Source organism: Cohnella zeiphila (assembly GCF_014212055.1).
Lineage (GTDB): Bacteria > Bacillota > Bacilli > Paenibacillales > Paenibacillaceae > Cohnella > Cohnella zeiphila.
The window spans coordinates 1-3,582 of sequence record NZ_JACJVO010000071.1 but is presented as its reverse complement, the minus strand read 5'-3'; the positions used below and the strand labels follow the sequence as shown (position 1 = coordinate 3,582).

Annotated in this window: 6 protein-coding genes; 3 read left to right on the top strand and 3 right to left on the bottom strand. The window is 65.1% G+C overall.

The features are described 5' to 3' along the window. The 3 genes from H7C18_RS34505 to H7C18_RS34495 form a co-directional block, all read left to right on the top strand. On the top strand, positions 1-307 hold a 307-nt coding region (locus tag H7C18_RS34505; RefSeq protein ID WP_185133678.1), incomplete at its 5' end, for an amidohydrolase family protein. Continuing rightward, positions 304-639: an alcohol dehydrogenase catalytic domain-containing protein gene (locus H7C18_RS34500; protein WP_185133677.1), complete on the top strand. Its 336-nt coding sequence runs from the start codon at positions 304-306 to the stop codon at positions 637-639. The genes H7C18_RS34505 and H7C18_RS34500, both read left to right, overlap by 4 nt. Beyond that, on the top strand, positions 636-1,226 hold the full coding sequence (locus tag H7C18_RS34495; RefSeq protein WP_185133676.1) for a zinc-binding dehydrogenase: 591 nt from the start codon (positions 636-638) through the stop codon (positions 1,224-1,226). The genes H7C18_RS34500 and H7C18_RS34495 overlap by 4 nt, the downstream gene beginning before the upstream one ends. A gap of 92 nt (positions 1,227-1,318) precedes the next feature. Here the strand turns inward: H7C18_RS34495 and H7C18_RS34490 are convergent, their stop codons facing one another. The 3 genes from H7C18_RS34490 to H7C18_RS34480 form a co-directional block, all read right to left on the bottom strand. Further along, positions 1,319-2,335, bottom strand: coding sequence for an MFS transporter (locus tag H7C18_RS34490; protein WP_185133675.1), 1,017 nt, complete (start codon positions 2,333-2,335; stop codon positions 1,319-1,321). Then, positions 2,332-2,673, bottom strand: coding sequence for an MFS transporter (locus H7C18_RS35655; RefSeq protein ID WP_475572001.1), 342 nt, complete (start codon positions 2,671-2,673; stop codon positions 2,332-2,334). The genes H7C18_RS34490 and H7C18_RS35655 overlap by 4 nt, the downstream gene beginning before the upstream one ends. A 201-nt stretch (positions 2,674-2,874) precedes the next feature. After that, a partial coding sequence (locus tag H7C18_RS34480) for an MFS transporter (RefSeq protein ID WP_185133673.1) occupies positions 2,875-3,582 on the bottom strand: 708 nt, incomplete at its 5' end.

Below are 3,582 nucleotides of genomic sequence, written 5' to 3'. Positions count from 1 at the left end.
ATGCGTCTCGCTGATCCGCAAAAACAAAAACGTGTTCGCGGACCTGTCCGCGCTCGTCCCCCGCCCGTGGCAGTTTTACAACGCCATGTTGAACGTCGCGGAGTACGGGGTGCCGCACAAAGTGCTGTTCGGAACGGACTTTCCTTTCTTTACGGTCGAGCGGACGGTCGCGGCATTCCGAGGCATCAACGACCTGGCGAAGGGCACGGCGCTTCCCCGCATCCCGGACGAGGTCATCGAATCGATTATCGCCAGGGACGCCGCGGAGGCGCTGGGCTTGCGGGCGGCGGCGGGAGGCCGGGCATGAAGGCGCTTCTGTGGGAATCGGGCGGAAGCGTGAGACTGACGGAAAAGGTGCCGGAGCCGGCGCTGCGAGAGGATGAAATTGTGGTTCGCGTCCTGGCGGAAGGGGTGTGCACGACGGATCTTCACATGCTGCGCGGCCGGCTTCGCTTCGCCGAGCCGCCGTGGATTCTCGGGCATGAGATGGCGGGCGTCGTGCACCGCGTCGGGAAGCTGGCGAGAGGCTGGCGCGTCGGCGACCGGGTGGCGGTGGATCCGGTCGTCGGCTGCGGGAGCTGCCGGCATTGTCAGTCGGGGCGCAAGCATCTGTGCCCGGAAGGCGGCGAGCTNNGATGATGGAGCCGCTCAACTGCACGCTCGGAGCCGTGGAACGGGTGCGCGGCATGGCGGGCGCTCGGGTCGTCGTATTCGGCTCCGGCCCGGCCGGCTTGCTTTTCGTTCAGCTCGCCAAGGCGTACGGAGCCGCAGCGGTCACCCTTGTCGGAACGAACGAGCCGTCGCTCGCGCTGGGCAGCCGGCTGGGAGCGGATCTGACGTTGAACGTACATTCGCGTCCGCTGCCGGAGCCGCTCGAGCCGGATTCGTTCGACGTCGCGATCGAAGCCGCCGGCAGCGCGGATGCGGTGCGGGATTGCCTGCGCTCCGTCGCGGGAGGCGGAACGGTCGTGCTGTACGGGTTGAACGGCGAGGGGAATCCGACGATCGATTCCGACCGGATTGTCGGCAAGGATTTAACGGTCGTCACCTGCATCTCCGCTCCCTTGCTGTGGGGCAAGTGCATCGAATTGGTCCGCTTCGGGAAAGTCAACGTCAAAGACATCGTAACGGAGAAGGCGTCTTTGGAGGATGGAGCGGCACTGGTCAACGCGATGGCGGAAGGAACGTGGGGAACGGTGAAGCTGATGCTGCTTCACGATTCGTGACAACGGTAACTCTTCCAGAATCAAAACAGGGCTTCCGATGCGATTCCAAACCTCGCATCGGAAGCCCTGCTTGTCTCGGTATAACAGCCGTTCTAAGCGTTGCGGGTCTGTCCGCTCGCCCGGACGCCCGGCGCTCCGCCCGCGGTTCCCGGAGCGCGGCTGCGCAGGAAGAATGCCACGGGAAGGCCGACAAGGCCGATCAGGGCGGCGATCAGGAACACGTCGTTGATGCCCATCGTCTCGGCCGCCAGCTGCTTGGCCGGATCGGCCGCCGCCGCGGCGCCGCCGGTCAGGACGCCGAGATGCGCGCCGGAGCGGGTGGCGAGCAGCCCGGTAAAGAACGCGACGGAGAACGAGCCCGCCACGTTGCGGATCCAGTTGCTCATCGAGGAGCCGTGCCCGGCCAGCTCCTTCGGGATGGATTGCATGCCCGCGTTGCTGGAAGGCATCATCGTCAGCGCGAAACCGATGTTGCGCACCGTCATCCAGCAGGCGATGTAGACCGGCGAGACGTCCACGCTCAGCCAGCCGAGCGCGAGCGTGCCGAGCGAGATCATCGTAACGCCGCAGCAGATCAGCCAGAACGGACCGAACTTCACGTACAGCTTCCCGACGACGGGCATCGCGAGCGCCATGACGAGCGACGCCGGCAGCAGGATGAGGCCGGTCTGCAGCGGAGAACGGTGTTCCACGTTCTGCAGGAACAAGGATGTCAGCAGCGTGCCCGAGTACAGGCTGACGGTGATGATCGTCGCGATGACGAGCGTCAGCGTATAGCGGCGGTACCGGAACACGCCGACGTTCAGAAGCGGCGCCGCCGCGCGGCGTTCGCGGATGATGAACAGGACGATCAGCGCGACTCCGACCGCCAGCAGCGACAGCGTCTTCGCGGAGAGCCAACCCCAGCTGTTCGCTTCGCTGAAGGCGACCAGCAGGGAGAGGCTGCCGATCAGGACGGAGCCCAGCCCCGCGGCGTCGAACGACCGGCCGACGATCGGCTTGCTCTTCGGGATCCACAGAATGGACGCGAGAATGGCGACGATGCCGAGCGGCACGTTGATCCAGAACAGCCACGTCCATTCCAGGTGCTGAAGAATCCAGCCGCTCATCGTCGGCCCGATNNGGTCGGTCCGACGAGTCCGGTGAACGCGCCTTGGAAAATGCGGAAAACGATCAGAAGAAGCGGCGTGGTCGCGGTTGCGCACAGCAGAGAGAAAAGCGTGAAGCCCGCAAGCGAGGCGATGAACACTTTCTTGGTGCTGAAGCGTTCGCCGGCATAGCCGGCAAGAGGAGCGGTAATGCCCATGGCGAGCATAAAGCCGGTGATCGTCCATTGGATCAGGCTGAGCTCGGTATGGAAGTGATCCATGAGGGCGGGGATGGCGACGTTGATGCTGCTGATGTTCAAGATGGTCAGGAAAGAGCCGGCGATAATGGCGGTAAGCACGGGCCAAATTCGCTGACCTTCGGGATCCTCGGTAGGCAACGGTTTCTTCCTCCAGTTCGAATAATTCTCTCTAATGAAGAGTCGAAGCTCGCTCGTCAAGGCTGGGAAAAGGTTCCAGTCGCGCGTTCGCGAGCGACGCTCTCCATTATACCAGAGGAATTCCGATCGGGGAACTCCGGCCGGAGACGATTCCGGGGCGATTTAGCGGCCGTCTTGCGTCCCCGGCGCCGGAGCGGCGGCCTGCGGCCGGACCCGATTCGACCCGGCGCCGAAGCGGGAACGGTACAGCAGGAACAAGCCGGCGTGCGCGGCGGCCAAGAGCAAGTAAACGTTGCCGAACACATCCGCGCCCGCGTTCGTCTGCAGCGGATTCCAACTGACGGCGGCGCCCCCGTCCACGGCCCGTCCGTACAAGCTGGAGGCGACGGCGCCGGACAGGAAGTTGAGCATGGACAGCAAGCCCAAGCCGACGCCGGCTTGCTCCTTCGGCAGCGTGGCGGACACCGTCTTGGTCAGGGCGATCTGCATAAACATCTGGCCGACGTTGCCGAACACGAGAAGGAGAGCGACGGCCGCGGGCGGGGCACCCGCGAACGTCGAGAGAAGCAGGAAGCCGAGCGTAAGCAGAGCGGAAGCGAGCCCGAACAAGAACGGCGCCCCCCGCGAGTCGGCCAGCTTCCCGGCCTTGCGCCCGAGCAAGGCGGAAGCCGCCGCGGCCGGCACCATCGCCGCGCCGACCCACTCCGCCTTGAGCCCTTGAACGCCGGCCAGCAGCTGCGGCGACAGGAACGGGAGCGAGTACCCGATGCCCATGACGAGGACGGCGATCACCAGCCCCAGCGAATAGCTTCCGTTGCGGAACAGCCCGGGCTGCACGAACGGCTCCCGCGCGGAGCGGATCCGGGCAAG